General features: G+C 58.0%; 15 protein-coding genes. 8 read left to right on the top strand and 7 right to left on the bottom strand.

The genetic code is table 11. The features are described 5' to 3' along the window. Positions 1-33: 33 nt before the first annotated feature. The 6 genes from ACR0C6_RS18415 to ACR0C6_RS18390 all read right to left on the bottom strand — a co-directional run bounded on the left by ACR0C6_RS18415 (position 34) and on the right by ACR0C6_RS18390 (position 7,142). Positions 34-2,460, bottom strand: a complete 2,427-nt coding sequence (locus ACR0C6_RS18415; RefSeq protein WP_480620606.1) for an aerobic carbon-monoxide dehydrogenase large subunit — start codon at positions 2,458-2,460, stop codon at positions 34-36. Continuing rightward, on the bottom strand, positions 2,457-2,951 hold the full coding sequence (locus tag ACR0C6_RS18410; protein WP_171229174.1) for a (2Fe-2S)-binding protein: 495 nt from the start codon (positions 2,949-2,951) through the stop codon (positions 2,457-2,459). Before ACR0C6_RS18410 ends, ACR0C6_RS18415 begins: the two co-directional genes overlap by 4 nt. 11 nt (positions 2,952-2,962) lie before the next feature. Beyond that, positions 2,963-3,817: an FAD binding domain-containing protein gene (locus ACR0C6_RS18405; protein WP_480620604.1), complete on the bottom strand. Its 855-nt coding sequence runs from the start codon at positions 3,815-3,817 to the stop codon at positions 2,963-2,965. A 148-nt stretch (positions 3,818-3,965) separates the two neighbouring features. Next, positions 3,966-4,940, bottom strand: a complete 975-nt coding sequence (locus ACR0C6_RS18400; RefSeq protein WP_480620602.1) for an MHYT domain-containing protein — start codon at positions 4,938-4,940, stop codon at positions 3,966-3,968. Positions 4,941-5,378: 438 nt separating this feature from the next. Then, positions 5,379-6,629: an adenylate/guanylate cyclase domain-containing protein gene (locus ACR0C6_RS18395; protein WP_171329921.1), complete on the bottom strand. Its 1,251-nt coding sequence runs from the start codon at positions 6,627-6,629 to the stop codon at positions 5,379-5,381. 60 nt (positions 6,630-6,689) lie between these two features. Further along, positions 6,690-7,142, bottom strand: a complete 453-nt coding sequence (locus tag ACR0C6_RS18390; protein WP_171120356.1) for a MarR family winged helix-turn-helix transcriptional regulator — start codon at positions 7,140-7,142, stop codon at positions 6,690-6,692. A gap of 57 nt (positions 7,143-7,199) precedes the next feature. Here ACR0C6_RS18390 and hmgA point away from each other — a divergent pair, with 57 nt between their 5' ends. From hmgA to ACR0C6_RS18355, 7 genes are all read left to right on the top strand, one after another. Beyond that, the gene (gene hmgA / locus ACR0C6_RS18385; RefSeq protein ID WP_170344769.1) at positions 7,200-8,555 is read left to right on the top strand and encodes a homogentisate 1,2-dioxygenase; all 1,356 of its coding nucleotides are present in this window, start codon (positions 7,200-7,202) and stop codon (positions 8,553-8,555) included. A gap of 217 nt (positions 8,556-8,772) precedes the next feature. Further along, positions 8,773-10,029 (top strand): fumarylacetoacetase, encoded by a 1,257-nt coding sequence (gene fahA, locus ACR0C6_RS18380; protein ID WP_480620600.1) that lies wholly within the window; start codon positions 8,773-8,775, stop codon positions 10,027-10,029. Between the two features lie 87 nt (positions 10,030-10,116). After that, entirely contained in the window at positions 10,117-11,067 is a 951-nt protein-coding gene (locus tag ACR0C6_RS18375) for an MBL fold metallo-hydrolase (RefSeq protein WP_039541551.1), read from the top strand. 135 nt (positions 11,068-11,202) lie between these two features. After that, positions 11,203-12,813: an FAD-dependent oxidoreductase gene (locus ACR0C6_RS18370; protein ID WP_480620598.1), complete on the top strand. Its 1,611-nt coding sequence runs from the start codon at positions 11,203-11,205 to the stop codon at positions 12,811-12,813. A 5-nt stretch (positions 12,814-12,818) separates the two neighbouring features. Further along, positions 12,819-13,016: a DUF2783 domain-containing protein gene (locus ACR0C6_RS18365; RefSeq protein WP_171120365.1), complete on the top strand. Its 198-nt coding sequence runs from the start codon at positions 12,819-12,821 to the stop codon at positions 13,014-13,016. Between the two features lie 11 nt (positions 13,017-13,027). Beyond that, positions 13,028-13,666: a maleylacetoacetate isomerase gene (maiA, locus tag ACR0C6_RS18360; protein ID WP_480620596.1), complete on the top strand. Its 639-nt coding sequence runs from the start codon at positions 13,028-13,030 to the stop codon at positions 13,664-13,666. 86 nt (positions 13,667-13,752) lie between these two features. Continuing rightward, entirely contained in the window at positions 13,753-14,106 is a 354-nt protein-coding gene (locus tag ACR0C6_RS18355; protein ID WP_152457005.1) for a DOPA 4,5-dioxygenase family protein, read from the top strand. Here ACR0C6_RS18355 and ACR0C6_RS18350 read toward each other — a convergent pair. Continuing rightward, positions 14,085-15,713: an acyl-CoA synthetase gene (locus ACR0C6_RS18350; RefSeq protein ID WP_480620594.1), complete on the bottom strand. Its 1,629-nt coding sequence runs from the start codon at positions 15,711-15,713 to the stop codon at positions 14,085-14,087. The two genes, ACR0C6_RS18355 and ACR0C6_RS18350, sit on opposite strands and share 22 nt — an antisense overlap. A gap of 221 nt (positions 15,714-15,934) precedes the next feature. Here ACR0C6_RS18350 and ACR0C6_RS18345 point away from each other — a divergent pair, with 221 nt between their 5' ends. Next, complete coding sequence (locus ACR0C6_RS18345; RefSeq protein WP_480620677.1) at positions 15,935-17,326, top strand: aminotransferase family protein; 1,392 nt, start codon at positions 15,935-15,937, stop codon at positions 17,324-17,326. Positions 17,327-17,345 lie beyond the last annotated feature (19 nt).

The raw sequence follows: 17,345 nt of genomic DNA, 5'->3' as shown, positions 1-17,345 counted from the left end.
CGCGCAGCCATCCCTGCCGCGCGCGCCGGAAGCTTAGCCGTGAAGGCCCAGTTCGTTTGCTGTCCTCCATATCCGCCAGTGATCGTGCGGCATATGGGTGTGACGCAGGCCAAAGGCACGGAAGGCATCATTCACCGCGTTGGAGAAACAGGGCACGCCGCCCACATGGGGGCTTTCGCCGACTCCTTTGGCGCCAATTGGGTGGTGCGGGCTGGGGGTAACGGTGTGATCGGTCTCGTAATTCGGCACTTCCCATGCGGTCGGCAGGAAGAAATCCATCAATGTGCCGGTCTTGACGTTGCCCATCTCGTCATAGGCGATCTCTTGCCCCAGAGCGACGGCCAGCGCCTCGGTCAGACCACCATGCACCTGGCCCTCGATGATCATCGGATTAATGCGGGTGCCGCAGTCATCCAGCGCATAGAAGCGGCGAATGTCGGTCACGCCGGTGTCCACATCAACGTCCATCACGCAGACGTAGGCGCCAAAGGGATAGGTCATGTTCGGCGGGTCATAGTAGCTGACCGCCTCCAGACCCGGCTCGATGCCCGGAATGGCCCGATTGTAGGCGGCAAAGGCGATTTCCTTCATCGTCTTGAACTTTTCAGGCGCGCCCTTGACCACGAAACGATCCACGTCGAATTCGACATCATCGTCATGCACTTCCAGCAGGTAGGCCGCGATCATCTGTGCCTTGGCGCGGATCTTGCGCCCTGCCATCGCGGTCGCGGCACCGGCTACCGGCGTCGAGCGCGAGCCGTATGTTCCAAGACCGTAGGGCGCGGTATCCGTATCACCCTCTTCGATGGTAATACTGTCCGCCGGCAGACCGATCTCGGTTGCGAGGATCTGTGCAAAGGTCGTGGCATGGCCCTGGCCTTGCGAGATAGTGCCAAGGCGTGCGATCGCTGAGCCGGTCGGGTGAATGCGGATTTCACAGCTGTCGAACATGCCAAGACCAAGGATATCACAATTTTTGACGGGTCCAGCGCCGACGATTTCGGTGAAATGCGTCAGGCCGATGCCCATCAGCTTTCGGGTTTTGCCCGCCTTGAAATCCTCGATCCGTTGAGCTTGTTCTGCACGCAGCCCTTCGTAATTGACGGCCTCTAGCGCCTTGTCCCAAGCAGTGTGATAGTCGCCGGAATCATACTCCCACCCAAGCGCGGACTGATAGGGAAACTGCTCTTTCTTGATGAAGTTGATCCGGCGCAGCTCGGCCGCGTCCATGTTCAACTCTATCGCCAGAACCTCGATCATACGTTCGATGAAGTAAGCGGCTTCGGTTACACGGAAGGAGCAGCGATAACTGACCCCGCCCGGCGCTTTGTTGGTGTAAACGCCGTCCACTGCCAAATACGCAGTCGGAATATCGTAAGACCCGGTACAGATGTTCATAAACCCAGCCGGGAACTTGGTCGGGTCGGCACAGGCGTCAAAGCCACCATGGTCTGCGGTCGTGTGGCACCAGAGACCGGTGATTTTACCCTCTTTGGTGGCACTGATCTTACCTTTCATCCAGTAGTCACGGGCAAAAGCGGTGGTCATCAGGTTTTCCATACGGTCCTCGACCCATTTCACCGGAACGCCGGTGACAATCGAGGCCACGACCGAGCACACATAGCCGGGGTAAGCCCCAACCTTGTTGCCAAAGCCGCCACCGATGTCGGGCGAGATCACGCGGATATTGTGCTCTTCAATGCCCGAGATCAGGCTGACCACTGTGCGAATAGCGTGAGGCGCCTGGAACGTGCCGTGCAGCGTGAGCTTGCCGTTGACCTTGTCCATCGAAGCCACGCAGCCACAAGTTTCGAGCGGACATGGGTGCGTGCGATGGTAATACACCATCTCTTCAGCGACCACGTCAGCCTCCCCCATTACCTGCTCGGTCGCATCCTTCTCGCCAACCTCCCAGGTAAAGATGTGGTTAGGGTGTTTGCGTGGGCCGTGGGCCCCATCTGGAATCGCTCCACCTTCGCCCATCAGGTCTTCGCGAAGAACCACGTCGGATTCCAATGCTGCGTGGGGATCGGTCAAAACGGGGAGTTCTTCATACTCCACTTCGACCAGCTCGACTGCATCGGCTGCAATATAACGGTCCTTTGCCACCACAAATGCCACTTCCTGACCTTGGAAGAGCACCTTGCCGTCAGCCAAAACCATCTGCTTGTCGCCCGCCAGCGTCGGCATCCAGTGCAGACCAAGAGGGGCGAGGTCTTCGGCGGTCAGTACGGCAATCACACCGTCCAGCGCCAAAGCGGCCTCGGCATTGATCGACACGATCTTGGCGTGGGCATAGGGCGAACGCACGAAATCACCATGCAGCATGCCGGGCAGTTTGATGTCGTCAACGTAATTGCCTTTGCCTTGGGTAAACCTGGCATCTTCAACGCGCTTGCGTTTGCAACCCATTCCTCCCAGTGCGTCGGCGCGTTCTTCGCGGGTCAGTTCCTTGTTCATTGTGCCGCCTCCTTCGCAGAGTTCATCTCGGCCGCGGCGGCGAGGATAGATTTGACGATGTTCTGATATCCGGTACAGCGGCAGAGGTTGCCCGCCATGCCAAAGCGCACCTCTTCTTCAGTTGGGTTCGGGTTTTCTTCCAAAAGCTTGGATGCGCGGGTGATCATACCCGGTGTGCAGAAGCCGCATTGCAGACCATGGTGTTCTTTGAAAGCTTCCTGCAGCACGTGCAGGCTGTCCGGGTTGCCAAGCCCTTCGATAGTGGTGATTTCGGCACCGTCAGCCTGTGCTACGAACACGGTACAGGACTTCACCGATTTGCCGTTCATGGTCACGGTGCAAGCGCCGCAATGCGAGGTCTCGCAACCAATGTGCGGACCGGTCTTGCGCAGTCGTTCGCGCAGGGTGTGGATCAGCAGTTCGCGCGGTTCAGCCAGGAACTCTTGCTCCTCGCCATTCACTGTAAGAGTGAAGTGTTTCTTGTTTGACATGATCTCTCTCCTCAGGCTCTGGCCCAGGCGTTTTCGATCGCGCGGCGCAAGATAATCGCCGCTGCGTGACGTTTGAATTCAATGGGACCGCGGTTGTCCTGTGTGGGGTCAATGTCGCCCAACATCGCGTCCACCGACGCTTTGATTGCCGCATGATCCACGGACGTGCCGACAAGCGCAGCGCCAGCTTTTTCAGAATGAACCGGTGTATCGCTCAGATTGGTCATCGCGATGGAAGCCGAGGTGCAAGTCCCATTTTCTTTAGTTAAAAGGACCGCAGCAGCCGCGGTAGCGTAGTCGCCGATTTTGCGCTTTTGCTTTTCATAGGCGTAACCGCCCTTTGGTGCATCGAACTCCACCGCTGTCAGGATCTCTTCATCCTCACGGTCAGTCATATAAGCCGCTTCGTAGAAATCGCGGGCCGCGACTTTGCGTTCACCATCCGGCCCGACCAAGGTAAAGGTCGCGTCCAGGCACTGCATCAAACCCGGCATGTCATTGCCCGGGTCGCCGTTGGCGACGTTGCCGCCAACCGTGCCCATGTAGCGCACTTGCGGGTCAGCGATCTGGAATGAAGCCTCTCGCATGATCGGAGCAGCCAACGCCAATTGAGCGTTGTCGATGATGTCATGTTGCGTCGTCATCGCGCCGATGCGGATGCTATCCCCCTCAATGGAGATGCCGCTCAATCCCTCCACATCCTGCAAGTCGATCAGATGTGGCACTTCGGCCATGCGGAGTTTCATCATGGGTATCAGACTGTGCCCCCCTGCGAGGACCCGTGCGTCATCTCCGTGCTCCACAAGTACGGACAGGGCGCCCGCCAAATCCCTAGGTCTATAATATTCAAAGGCAGCTGGAATCATTGCCTCTCCTCCCTGCAGCAACTGTTCTGGCTGTTAGAGAAGCTCGCGCGATGCCGGGTTGTAGACCCGAGAAAACACTTTGTTTTCGCTAATTTTGCACGAAATGCGCTTCAGGACGCACGAGTTGCGCTGCCGGAATTACCACGCGTTACCCAAAGGCGGTCAGTGCTGCTTTCAGGTTTGATCGGCTGACCGGCACCGGGGGAAGATCGGCCTCACCAAAGGTGCATTGTCCCTTGTCTTTGGTCCGTTCAAACCGCGCGACTTTTTTGGGGTTCACAATATAGCTGCGGTGCACGCGCAAGAAACCAGTTGGCTCCAACCGTTTGACCGCTTCAGTGATCGGCCAGACGCAAAAGTACTTTTCCGTTCGGGTGTAGACCTGCGTGTAGTGACCATCCGCCCTGACGAATGCAACGTCAGGCGCGGCAATAAAGACCTTGCCTCCGTCTCTTTCACAGGGGATGCGAATGGGTGGGGTCTGATCTGGTGAAGGCTCTTCTTGGGCCACGCCTGTCATCGGGATCTCTGTGGCTTGCGTAGGCACAAGATAAGTTGTGCCGACCCACAAAAATGCGCCGAAGATAACAAAGCTCGACAGGATCACCCCAACGGCCATGACTTCGTTGCTGATGACGGGCCCAAACTCTCGGATATCTTTCAAGGCTACAAAATTGGTTCCGGCCATGGCCAGGAAATGCACTGAAAAGACAGCTACGCCAAAACACAGCGTGCCGATCGCGATGGTCCTGTTGGAACGCTCATTATAGGCAATGCCGATCGCCAGAATGCACAGGACAATAGCCAATACCGACGACCCGAGCACCCCTTGAAGGGTATAAACGGGTTTGCAAAGCTGCATGCCAGCCATTCCCACATAGTGCATCGCCAAGATGCCGGCGCCTACGATTGCTCCGGCAGCAATGATGATCCCCCTGGAACGCTCAGTGAAATGCAAAAGAACAAGCGCCAAAGCGACCATAAGGATCGCAATAAGCGCAGATGCGAGCGTGATTGCGGCATCATAGTAAAACAGGATGGGCAGCCTTAGGCCAAGCATAGCCACGAAGTGCATTGACCAGATCCCACCACCCAAAGCAACGGCACCCAACGCGATGGCCAACCTACGTTGTGAAAGCGACTTTTCGGACAAATCCCTCGTCAAAGACAATCCCGTGGCCCCAGCAACTAGCGCCACAACGAACGATGTAACCACCAACCAAGGGTTATGTCCAAAGTCCAGAAATTCCATGGGCCGGACAATGCCGCAGCGGATTTCTTAATTCAATCTTTGCCTTTACCTGGCAAAGGTTCATCCGGCGGAAACAAATTCCTGCACGGCCATTGCAAACAAGGACCAGAGTCTACCTCAGCGTTTATCGCTCATTGGGCAGGACTGCTGTAAGATGAGTCATCGACAGCTTTGGGCTCTAACCAGCTTAATGTTCATATTCACACTATAGTCGAACATCCGGTCCAAACCGCCGCTCAAACCCGGCGGGTTAAAGGCGTTCCATCAAGCCTTTCAGTTTCGGAACCGCTGGAAGGAATAGCCGCAAATTCAATCGGATTCTGATGGCCCGCCGGGACTGTACACCGTAAACAACTCTTTCGGCTCATTCACGCCGCGCAGCATGTAGCGGCCGACCGAGACAAGCTCCTGCGCGCAGGGCTGTGCAGCGCGGGCGACATCGTCCGAGATAAGGATCCTTTGACCCAAAGACCGGTGCATTCCCGCAATGCGGGCGGCCTGGTTGACAGCCGGGCCGATCACAGTGAAGTCCAGCCGGGTCTCGGACCCGATATTGCCATAGAGAATCTCGCCCGAATGTAGGGCCAGCGTATAGTTGGCCACCGGCAGACCTTGCGCGCGGCGCCTTGCGTTCAGTTCATCCATGCGGGACTGCAACAAGGGCACAGCATCAAGCGCGGCACGGGCGTCTTCGTCGATCTCTCCGACATCGAACATTGCCATCAGGCCGTCACCCATGAATTTCAGGATGTTGCCGCCCTTGTCATGCACCACACCCACGGCGACGGCCAGATAGTCGTTCAGCATGTCGATGATCTCATGGCCAGGCAGGTCTTCGGACAGCGTGGTGAAGCCTTCGAGGTCGAAATTCCAGATCACAGCATCGATTTGCTGCAAAGACCCACGCCGAATTTCACCCGACAGAACCCGGCGACCGGCATCCCGCCCCAGATAAACCCGCATCAGATCCTTGGCCAGATCCTGGTTCTTGGCGGATTTGAGCGCCAGGCCCAGATGCGGAAGTACAGATTGTATTTTGTTCAGATCGCTGTCTTCGAATCCGTTCGGTGCGTCGCTGGTCCAGGACATCAGAACACCATCGCTGACCTTTTTCGTGCCGTCGGGGCGTAGTTGACTGGCCCCTTCATATGACAGGCCGGTGGCATAATAATCTGTCGCTCCGATTTCACGCAGATCATTCAACAAAGGAAAGCGGCTGGGTTCATTATGGTCGACCAGTTTGACCCGGATTTCATCCAGATCGTCGTTCAGCAGCGCATAGAGTGGGCTTTGCTGCCAAACTTCGCTGGGCGTTTCCGTGTATTCAAACTTCTCGGATTCACCGCCCGCGCCGTTGTACCAACTGTAACCGGTACCTCCGTAAACCGGATGCAAGGTCGACTGCGCCGCATGAAAGCGCATCAACGGAATACCCATTTCCACCAATCGGGCACAAAACCCTTCCAACAGCTCTTCTTGCCCGGCGCCCTCTAGCCCCTTGTTGACCAGCCATTCGATCAGGGAATGTGAGAAAACTGAAGCGGAATCTGGCAATGTCATTTTGTTGTCCGTATCAAGTATGATCCCCATTTGGGGGCAGGCCGCGTCAATTGCCATAGGTCAGTCCAAACCAGCCAACCTTTGCAGCATTTGTCGCAACAACGCGGCCTCTTCCGGTTTGAACAGGCCTGACAGTTTCGCATCGTAATTGGCAGCAACGCCGCGCAGGTCACGATACACAGCTTGACCTGCTGGTGTTAGTGTCAACCATTCCGCCCGCCGATCCGCTTCGTCCCGTGTGCGTTTCAGGTATCGACGCTGTTCCAGCTTGGCGACAGCGCGGCTGATTTTGGTTTTGTGCATTCTGGCGCGCTCGCCGATTTCCTTGGCGGTCATCTCGCCAAACAAACCCAGATGGAACAATACCCGCCATTCGGTTCTGAGCATCCCATAACGGCCCTTGTAAACTGCCTGAAACTCAAGCGAAGCCCGTTCGGCCGCCTGATTCAGCAGGAAGGGCAGAAAATTTTGCAGATAAAAGTCATCATTTTTTTCGGATTCATCGTGTGTCATGCTTGTTAGTTACAAAATCAACTATTAACCGACAAGCAGCAAACGGAGGAAAACGCAATGAATCGTCCGACTGATCCGCATACGCTGACACAGGCTGCGACGCCTGTCGGAACTCATGCAGGCTATATGCCAGGCTTTGGGAACGACTTTGAAACCGAGGCCCTGCCCGAGGCCCTGCCGCAAGGGATGAACAGCCCGCAACGGTGCAACTATGGTCTTTACGGAGAGCAGCTGAGTGGCACGGCCTTTACCGCCAACCCACCCGAGCGCACCTGGTGCTATCGAATTCGCCCATCCGTAAAGCATTCACACCGTTATGAAAAAATCGATCTGCCCTACTGGAAATCGGCCCCCTGCATTGATCCGGATGTGATCAGCCTTGGCCAGTACCGCTGGGATCCTATCCCGCATTCCGATGAAGGTCTGAACTGGATGACGGGTATGCGGACCATGACGACCGCAGGTGACGTGAACACGCAGGTCGGCATGGCAAGCCACATCTATCTGGTCACGGAATCCATGGTGGATGACTATTTCTTCTCGGCTGATTCCGAATTGCTGGTTGTGCCACAGGAAGGGCGCCTGCGATTTGCGACAGAACTGGGAATCATCGACTTGGAACCCAAGGAGATCGCAATCATTCCACGCGGTTTGCTGTACCGGGTCGAGGTTCTGGAAGGCCCTGCGCGCGGCTTTGTCTGCGAGAATTACGGTCAGAAGTTTGAACTGCCGGGGCGCGGACCAATCGGTGCCAACTGCATGGCCAACCCGCGCGACTTCAAGGCACCGGTGGCCGCTTATGAGGATCGTGAAACCCCTTCTACCGTGACAATCAAATGGTGCGGGCAATTCCACACTACCAGGATCGGCCACAGCCCACTGGATGTCGTGGCATGGCACGGCAACTATGCGCCCTATAAATACGACCTGCGCAACTATTGCCCCGTCGGCGCGATCCTGTTTGACCACCCCGACCCGTCGATCTTTACCGTTCTGACGGCTCCGTCCGGCCAGCCCGGCACGGCCAATATCGACTTTGTCCTGTTCCGCGAACGCTGGATGGTGATGGAAGACACGTTCCGCCCGCCGTGGTACCACAAGAACATCATGTCCGAGCTGATGGGCAACATCTACGGCCAGTACGACGCGAAACCGCAGGGCTTTGTTCCCGGCGGCACAAGCCTGCACAACATGATGATCCCGCATGGCCCCGACAGGGAAGCCTTCGACAAGGCGTCATACTCCAACCTGGGGCCGGACAAGCTGGACCAGACAATGTCGTTCATGTTCGAAACCCGCTTCCCGCAGCACCTGACCCCGTTTGCCGCCACCGAGGCGCCGTTGCAGGATGATTACATCGACTGCTGGACATCGCTTGAGAAGAAGTTCGACGGAACGCCGGGCAAGAAATGAGCCACCCATTGGTTCAGTTTCATTGCCGTCGTCCTGCCCGCGCTGAACATGCCGGAGTTGCACCGGTTGCCGAGCCACCGTGCCTCGGCAACCAGTGTGCAGTGACGCCTCGTGCATATGACGGGCCACAACCGCGGCGGCTTCGTGCTGTTGCTACCGCCGTTCCAAAGCCAAAATCCTTCCGAACCTCTTAGAACATAGAAAACAGGGACATCGTATGCCTCTAATGACATCCTGGGTGGCGACGGCCAATGACGCGACACATCCGTTCCCACTGAATAACCTGCCGTATGGTGTCTTCTCGACCGAAGGTGATGATCCCCGCTGTGGTGTGGCCATCGGTGACATGATCCTCGACGTCACCGCCGCCGAAGCCGAGGGGTTGATCTCCCTGACCGATGAGCCTCTGTTCGACATGCCGTTCTGGAACCCTCTGATGGAGGAAGGTCCGGCCGTCTGGACCGCGCTGCGCGAACGGCTGATCAGCCTTCTGGCCGTAGGTTCAGACGAGCAAGTCAAGGTGGAACCTCTGCTTGTCAAACAAGAAGACGCGGAAATGCATCTGCCCTTCGCCGTCAGCGAATACACCGACTTTTATGCGGGTCGAAACCATGCCTTCAACGTGGGCACCATGTTCCGGGGGCCGGAAAACGCCTTGCCGCCGAACTGGCTGCATATTCCGATTGGCTACAATGGCCGCGCGTCTTCGGTCGTGGTATCGGGCACGGATGTTCGCCGCCCCTGGGGTCAGCTGAAAGCCCCCGATCAGGACTTGCCCGCCTTCCTGCCCAGCCGTCGCTTTGACATCGAGCTTGAGATGGGCGCAATTGTCGGAACACCCTCGGATGGTCCGATCACCGTGCAGGAAGCGGATGACAATATTTTCGGCTACGTGCTTCTGAATGACTGGTCCGCACGGGACATCCAGGCATGGGAATACCAGCCGCTGGGCCCGTTTCAGGCAAAGGCCACGGCAACCTCGATCAGCCCATGGATCGTGACCAAGGCGGCCCTCGAGCCATTCCGCTGTGACACGCCGCCCCGCGAATTCGAACTGCTGGATCACCTCAAGGATTGCGGCCCGATGCTCTATGACATCGATCTGGCGATCACCATGGCACCTGCCGGGCAACCCGCCACGACGATTGCCCGGACCAACTACAACCAGATGTACTATTCCGCTGCGCAGCAATTGGCGCATCACACCACATCAGGATGCCCGATGAACACGGGCGACCTGCTGGGGTCGGGCACGATCTCGGGGCCGACGAAGGACAGCCGCGGTTCGCTTCTGGAACTCAGCTGGGGCGGCAAGGAACCGATCACACTGGATACCGGCGAATCCCGCAGCTTCATCGAGGACGGCGATACCCTGACCCTTAAAGGGGCTGCCAAGGGCGATGGCTACACGATCGGTTTCGGCGACTGTGTGGGCAAGCTGCTGCCCGCGCTCGAGAACCCTTACGAAAGATGACGCACTGATCTTCATCTTTTCCCAAATACTCCCGCCGGAGGCATCCAACCTCTGCCTTCCGCGCAACCGCAAAAGGACAAAACCAAGATGGCCAAAGCATTCGCGTCCCAGGGGGACATGTCGGAAAAAAAGATCAGCTTCACTGAAGTCGGAGAAGGGCTCTATGCCTTTACCGCCGAAGGCGACCCGAACTCGGGTGTGATCATCGGTGACGACAGCGTGATGATCGTCGAGGCGCAGGCGACTCCGCGTCTGGCAAACAAGGTGATCGAATGCGTGCGTTCCGTCACCGACAAACCGATCACGCATGTGGCCCTGACCCACTACCACGCAGTACGTGTTCTGGGCGCAAGCGCGTTCGGCGCGCAGCAGATCCTGATGTCGGACATGGCCCGCGCCATGGTCGTCGAGCGGGGTCAGGAAGACTGGGACAGCGAATTCCAGCGCTTCCCGCGCCTGTTCGAAGGGCATGAAAGCATCCCCGGCCTGACCTGGCCCACCACCACCTTCAGCGATACGATGACGGTGTATCTGGGCAACCGCCGGATCGACCTGATGCATCTGGGCCGCGCGCATACGGCAGGCGACATCGTCATCCATGTGCCGGATCAGAACGTGATGTTCACCGGCGATATCGTCGAATATCACTCGGCCTGCTATTGCGGCGATGGTCATTTCAGCGATTGGGGTGACACGCTGGACGAGATCAAGTGGTTCGATGTCGACGCCATTGCACCGGGGCGCGGCGATGCGCTGGTCGGCAAGGATATGGTGAATGCGGCCATCGAGAACACCCGCGATTTTGTCGAAAGCACATACCGGCCGGCGGCGAAGGTCGCGGCGCGCGGCGGGTCCCTGAAAGAGGCCTGGGACGCAGTCCGCGCTGAATGTGATCCGAAGTTCGCCGACTACGCAATCTACGAGCACTGCCTGCCGTTCAACGTGGCCCGCGCCTATGACGAAGCGCGCGGCATTGACACGCCCCGCATCTGGACCGCCCAGCGCGACCTCGAGATGTGGGAAGCTCTGCAAGGCTGACGAAAAACGGTCGAGTTTGATCCAGATCGTTTTGTGCGGCGGGATTCGATGAAACCATAATCCAAGACCTCCGGCGCCCGTCGCCGGGGGACAGGACATGCAGCACAACGGTGCATCTGTTTTGGGGGGGAGCCCATGAACAAGATCTTTGAAACGCCGCTTTACGGATATGAACGCAGCCCGGATCAGGACAGCCCGACGCCCGTCAGGCACAAGGTCATCGTGATCGGTGCGGGGCCGGTTGGTCTGGCCGCTGCCATCGATCTGGCCCAGCAAGGGGTCGAAGTTGTGGTTCTCGACGAGAATGACAAAGTCAGCTTCGGCAGCCGCGCCATCTGTTTTTCTCAGCGTACGTTGGAAATCGCAGACCGGCTGGGTTGCGGCCAGCGATTAGTCGACAAAGGCGTGCTTTGGGACCGGGGCAAGGTCTTTTTCGACGACCGTCAGGTCTATGATTTCAACCTTCAGCCGGACGAAGGCTATGCCAACCCGGCCTTCATCAACTTGCAGCAATACCATTTTGAAAACTACTTTGTGGAACGCGTGCGCGAGTTGCAGGCAAAAGGCGCACCGATTGAAATTCGCGGGCGCAACAAGGTTGACGCAATCGGTACGCACGAAGATCACGTTCGGCTGGAGGTCGAAACCCCCGAAGGCCCCTATACACTCGAGGCCGAATGGCTGATCGCCTGCGATGGTGCCGCGTCGCCCACCCGGCGCATGCTGGGCATCGATTTCGAAGGGCGTGTTTTCGAAGACAATTTCCTGATCGCGGACGTGATCATGGATGCCGATTTCCCCTCGGAACGCTGGTTCTGGTTTGACCCTCCGTTCAATCGCGGGCAATCCGCGCTTTTGCACAAACAACCCGACAATGTCTGGCGTATTGACCTGCAACTGGGTTGGGACATCGACAAGGAACGCGAAAAGCGCCCCGAGAATGTGATCCCGCGCCTCAAGGCGATGCTGGGCGATGACGTCGAGTTTCAGCTGGAGTGGGTCTCAATCTATACGTTCCAGTGCCGCCGCATGGAGAGCTTCCGCAAAGGGCGTGTCCTATTCGCAGGCGACAGCGCGCACCAGGTCAGCCCCTTTGGCGCGCGCGGTGCCAATTCCGGCCTGCAAGACACTGACAACCTGTGCTGGAAACTGAAACTGGTGCTGGATGGGAAAGCCCCCGAAAGCCTGCTGGACAGCTACAACGCGGAACGCGTGCACGGGGCTGATGAGAACATCCAGAAATCCAGCCGCTCCACCGATTTCATCACGCCGAAATCCGAAATGTCGCGGGTTCTGCGGGATGCGGTTCTGGACCTGAGCGAGAAGTACGAATTTGCGCGTCCGTTGGTGAATTCAGGACGCCTGAGTCAACCTTGCACCTATGACGGCTCGACCCTGAATTCTGCCGACGCGCTGGATGGCCCAGCCGAAACGCGCCCCGGCTCGGCCTGCCCGGACGCGCCGCTGGGTGATGCGTTCCTGTTGCCCAAACTGGCAGGCAAATTCACCCTTTTGACGATTGATGCGGATGCCCCGGAAGTGCTGGAAGAAGACGGAGTCGAGGTCACGCGGTTGGCGCTGTCGGTCAAGGATGACCAGACCCTGGCGCTGAAACGGCGCTATCTGGGCGACGCAACCAGCGCGGTTTATCTGATCCGTCCTGATCAGCACGTGGCGGCACGCCGGGACAGTTATGAAGAAAACAGTTTCCGCCATGCAATCCGCAGAGCCTGTGGCAAGGAGTGAGCGCGATGTCTGACCTGATCCTATCCCCGAATATCGACGATGCTGACGACTTCTATGCCGAGCTGCTGGCCGCGCATGAAGGGCTTGAAAAAGCCGACAGTGACGCGCTGAACGCCCGACTGGTTCTGGTGCTGGCCAATCACATCGGCGACAAGGCGGTGTTGTCTGACGCTATTCGCGCCGCAACCCTGGCCGACAAGTGACGGATTCGAATGTGAGCAAAACCGTCCTTTATGACTATTGGCGGTCCTCGGCCAGCTATCGGGTGCGGATCGCCCTGAATCTGGCCGGGATCGACTATCGCGCGGTTGTCGTCGACCTGGTGGGCGGCGAACACAAGGGCGATGCACATATTGCGCGAAATCCACAAGGGTTGGTTCCGGTGCTGGATATTGACGGGCAGCGGCTGACGCAGTCTCTGGCCATTCTCGACTATCTCGACAAGACACGTGAATTGAACCTTCTGCCCGACGATGCAGCAGGGCGCGCGCGCGTGCAGGCGCTGGCCTATGCGATTGCGGTGGACATTCACCCTGTTTGCAACCTTTCAGTTGCTCGCCATGCGACCACCCTCAGCAAAGATCCGACCGACATGCCCGGGGAGTGGATGCGGCACTTCATACGGCCGGGGTTGCAGGCCTTCGAGGCCATGTTGGGTGAGTTTGAACAAACCCCCTATTGTGTCGGTTCACAGCCCGGCCTCGCCGACATCTGCCTGATCCCGCAGATCTACAATGCGCGCAGGTGGAAGGTCGACCTGTCGGACATGCCGCGTCTGCTGGGTGTCGAAAAGGCCTGTGCCGATCACCCCGCATTTGTCGCGGCGCATCCTGACAGGCACGCACCCCAATAAGCTTGCACAGGTCCTGTGTGCCGGTGTGCCTAGGCGTTCGTCGCAATCGGACTTAGCTTTGTTTCATCAAAGCAAAAGAGGTTCTGATGCCCGAGATCACCGGATACCACGCCCATGTCTATTTCGACGCCGACACGCAGCACACGGCGCAACAGGTCTGCGAAGAGGCCGCCCGTCTGTTCCCCGTCCGGATGGGACGCATGCACAGCCGCAATGTCGGCCCCCACCCGCGCTGGAGCTGCCAATTGAGCTTTGCGGCTGATGCCTTCGATCAGGTCACTCCGTGGTTGATGCTGAACCGGCGGGGCCTTACCGTTTTCACCCACCCGGAAACCGGCGACCATCTGGCCGATCACCGTGATCGCGCGATTTGGATGGGTGAAATGCTGGATCTGGACCTGTCGATCTTCGACACGCTTCAGCCCAGCGCCCGCGCCTGATCCCGCAGAACGAATTTCTGCACCTTGCCGGTTGAAGTCTTCGGCAGGGTGCCAAACACCACGGTCTTGGGCGCTTTGAAATGGGCCATGTTGTCCCGGCAAAAGGCAATCAGCTCTGCCTCGGTCGCGGTTGTACCGGGCTTCAGCTCGACAAAGGCACAGGGGGTTTCGCCCCATTTCTCGTCTGGCCGGGCCACAACCGCCGCTTCCATGACTGCCGGGTGTTTGTAGAGAATGCCCTCGACCTCGACGGAGGAGATATTCTCGCCGCCTGAAATGATGATGTCCTTGGACCGGTCTTTGAGCGCGATATAGCCATCCGGATGCATGACGCCCAAATCGCCGGATGCGAACCAGCCGCCCTTGAAGGCCCCATCGGTGGCATCAGGGTTCTTGAGATACCCTTTCATCACCACGTTGCCCTGCATAAAGATCTCGCCCATGGTTTCACCATCCGCAGGCACGGGCTCCATCGTTTCGGGATCGGCCACCATCAGGCCAGACAGTGCCGTATACCGCACGCCCTGCCTTACTTTCAGGGCAGCACGATCTTCGGGTCCCTTGTCGTTCCATTCATCCTTCCAGGCACAAACGACCGAGGGCCCGTAAGTCTCGGTCAGGCCATAAACGTGCGTGACCTCGACCCCCATCGCCTCCATCGCTTCGATCACGGCGGCCGGCGGCGGAGCGCCCGCGGTCATAACCTTGATCTGATGGTCAAAGTCTTTCAGTTCATCCGGCGCGTGGGCCAGCATGTTCAAAACGATGGGAGCACCGCAGAAATGGGTGACCTTCTCATCACGGAATGCCGCATAGATCGGCTCAGCACGCACGGCGCGCAGACAGACGGACACGCCCGCATTGGCGGCCATGGCCCAAGGGAAGCACCAGCCGTTGCAGTGAAACATCGGCAAGGTCCACAGATAGATCGAATGCTTGGGCATATCCCAGTCCAGCAAATCCGATTGAGCATTCAGCGTGGCGCCGCGGTGGTGATAAACCACGCCCTTTGGATTGCCCGTTGTGCCGGACGTATAGTTCAGCGTGATCGCGTCCCATTCATCCTCGGGCAGTGACCAGCCAAATTCGGGGTCTCCTTCTGATATCAGGGCGTCATAGGTCAGACTGCCAAGCCTTTCACCGCCTTCAAAGCTGGGATCCTCGATGTCGATTACCAGAATATCATGATCAACCTGCTCCAGCGCCTCTTTCACGACGCCGGAAAACTCGGGGTCAACCAACAAGACCTTGGCTTCGGCGTGGTTCAGGATGAAAGCGACTATCGGAGCATCCAGACGCGTGTTGATGGCGTTCAAAACGGCACCCGCCATGGGCACACCAAAATGCGCTTCGTACATCTCGGGGATGTTTGCGGCGATAATTGAAACAGTATCACCCTTTCCGATACCCCGCGCATTCAGGACCCCCGCCAGCTGACGGCACCGGGCATAGGTTTCAGCCCAGGTATACCGCCGCTCACCATAAACGACCGACGGGTAATCAGGATAAACCTGCGCCGTGCGCTCAATGAACGAGAGGGGCGACAAGGGTGTGTAATTCGCCCGGCATTTGTCCAAATGACGCTCATAGATATTGGTCGCTGCCAACTGCTGATCCTCCCTGCACTCGGTTTGCGCGACTTGAGCATAAACTTGGTGCTCTGACAAATCCGTAGTATTACGGTACCCTTATTGACTGGCAATACGGGATGGTGCGATCTGGCCCTACTTAGATCCGGCCATTCGCGGTGATCTGAAGCATCTTAAACATATGCCGGGGCACGCCATTTCCGCACCCCGTGCACCGCACCTCACTGAAAGGACTTGTCATGGACGGCACGTTCAACGAAAACGATCTTTCCCGCGTGGTCGAAGCCGACCGCGCCCATATCTGGCATCATCTGATCCAGCACAAACCCTTTGAAACCAATGACCCCCGCATCATTGTCGAAGGCAAGGGCATGCGCGTCTGGGACCAGAAAGGCAAAGAGCATCTGGATGCGGTTTCCGGCGGCGTCTGGACCGTCAACGTCGGCTATGGCCGCGAATCGATCTGCAAGGCCGTTTACGACCAGCTGATGAAGCTGTGCTATTTCGCCAATTCGGCCGGCTCGATCCCCGGCGCGATCTTTGCCGAGCAACTGATCGACAAGATGCCCGGAATGAGCCGCGTGTATTACACCAACTCAGGGAGCGAGGCGAACGAGAAAGCCTTCAAGATGGTGCGCCAGATCGCACACAAGAAGTACGGCGGCAAAAAGACCAAGATCCTGTATCGTGACCGCGATTATCACGGCTCGACGCTGGCAACCATGTCGGCAGGCGGTCAGGACGAGCGCACCGCACAATACGGCCCCTTTGCACCGGATTTCGTGCGCGTGCCCCACTGCATGGAATATCGCAAGCACGAACTGGACGGTGCCCCCGAAGAGAATTTCGGCGAATGGGCGGCAGACCAGATCGAACAGGTCATCCTGCGCGAAGGCCCCGACACCGTTGGCGCGCTGTGTCTTGAGCCGGTGACCGCAGGTGGCGGCGTGATCGAAGCGCCCGAGGGTTACTGGCAGCGCGTGCAGGAGATCTGCAAGAAATACGACGTGCTGCTGCATATCGACGAGGTTGTCTGCGGCGTGGGCCGCACCGGCACATGGTTCGGTTATCAGCAATACGGCATCAAGCCGGATTTCGTGACCATGGCCAAGGGCGTGGCCTCGGGCTATGCCGCGATTGCCTGCATGGTCACCACCGAGGAGGTCTTTGACATGTTCAAGGATGATGCTTCGGACCCGATGAGCTATTTCCGCGACATCTCGACCTTTGGTGGCTGCACTGCCGGTCCGGCGGCTGCGATCGAAAACATGCGCATCATCGAGGATGAAAACCTTCTGGGCAATTGCGCGGCCATGGGTGACCGCATGATGGGCAACCTCCAGGCGCTGATGGAAAAGCACAAGGTTATTGGCGACGTGCGCGGCAAGGGCCTGTTCCTGGGTGCCGAGCTGGTCGCAGACCGTACCAGCAAAGAGCCTGTGGACGAGAAACTGGCGCAGGCGGTTGTGTCCGACTGTATGAACCAGGGCGTGATCATCGGTGTCACAAACCGCTCGATCCCAAGCCGCAACAACACGCTGTGCTTCTCGCCCGCCCTGATCGCCACGGCCGATGACATCGACCAGATCACCGACGCGGTCGATGGCGCGCTGGGGCGTGTGTTCGGGTAAGTTACCTCAATGAATTTAC

The sequence above is a fragment of the Ruegeria sp. AL12 genome (assembly GCF_056540885.1).
The sequence above is the reverse complement of the archived record's forward strand: the minus strand, read 5'-3'. Positions and strand labels throughout refer to the sequence as shown.